At 51.1% G+C, this 1030-nt stretch carries 2 protein-coding genes; both read right to left on the bottom strand.

All coding sequences use genetic code 11. The annotated features are described in order from the left end of the window. A partial coding sequence (locus GQY55_RS30730) for a replication-relaxation family protein (RefSeq protein WP_160045724.1) occupies positions 1-555 on the bottom strand: 555 nt, incomplete at its 3' end. Beyond that, a partial coding sequence (locus GQY55_RS30725) for an FtsK/SpoIIIE domain-containing protein (RefSeq protein WP_268895091.1) occupies positions 497-1030 on the bottom strand: 534 nt, incomplete at its 5' end. The genes GQY55_RS30725 and GQY55_RS30730, both read right to left, overlap by 59 nt.

Genomic DNA, 1030 nt, shown 5'->3' with positions numbered 1-1030 from the left:
TCCTGCAATCCCCTTTAGTTTATTTCTTCTATAATCACTTGTGGTCACGAATAGCAATGTGGGGAAATCCCCGTATTTTGCTTGCCACTTTCCTGTATCCTGAAGTTCTCTATAAGCTGCCACCTTTCGTTCATTCGCTGCCATGGATTGCGTAAGATCGATTTCGACGAAAGTATATGCCCCTCCTTTACGGTAAATCGCGTCGGCTATCAGTTCCTTTCCTCCCCATTTGACGCTGTATTCCGGCTTCCATATTTCCGGCCGCCGGACAATATATACCTCGTTTCTCATAAGTGTGTGCTGCACCAATTGAGTGCGGCGCCGTACCTTCTGGCTGCCGATCTCGCGCCGGCCCTTAGCAGATAGATAATAAACCGTCTCTCCTTCCCGGAACGATGAAAGCAATTCGCCCATGTCCGTCAGGATCCTAGTCGTATTCCGGCGGCCGCCCAGGTTATGCAAGCGCTGAATTTGGGATGTCGTGAGAAAACCGAAGCTATCCAAGCTCGATAAAATTTCCGTCCAGCGGGTCAATTTGGCTTGAACCATGTTCATGCTGCTCTGCCTCCTGTTCAATTGTGCGTTTTGGCAATGTCGAAATGATCTGCTTTGCATCCTCCGCAGAAATGAAGGGCGCCTGTAACGTCTCATCCCTCGCAGTTTGGAATATGAGCCGGCCGGGGACGTCCGGAAGGCTTGCCGCCCCCTCATGGTCCAATACAATGCGGGACTGGACTGAATCACGGGTCCTGAAGCAAATGGAGGCCGCGATATTCGTCTTGATCAAACCATCAATAACATCGGCGCTCGGCCGCTGTGTACACAGAAGCAACAATACTCCGGCGGCGCGCCCCTTTGCTGAAATCCGGGTCAAGATGGATTTAATCTCGTGTTTAAGCTTGCCGTCCGGGTCCCCTGCCCGCGTCTTGAGATCCGCCAATTCATCCATAACAAATATTACCTTGCGACCTTCCCAGGATTGGGAACCATTAGAGAACATTACGGAGTATCTCCGGCTCATTTCTTCCTC

Origin of the sequence: Paenibacillus sp. USDA918EY (assembly GCF_009870825.1) — a bacterium.
In the GTDB taxonomy this organism is placed as follows: domain Bacteria; phylum Bacillota; class Bacilli; order Paenibacillales; family Paenibacillaceae; genus Paenibacillus_AQ; species Paenibacillus_AQ albilobatus.
The sequence above is the reverse complement of the archived record's forward strand: the minus strand, read 5'-3'. Positions and strand labels throughout refer to the sequence as shown.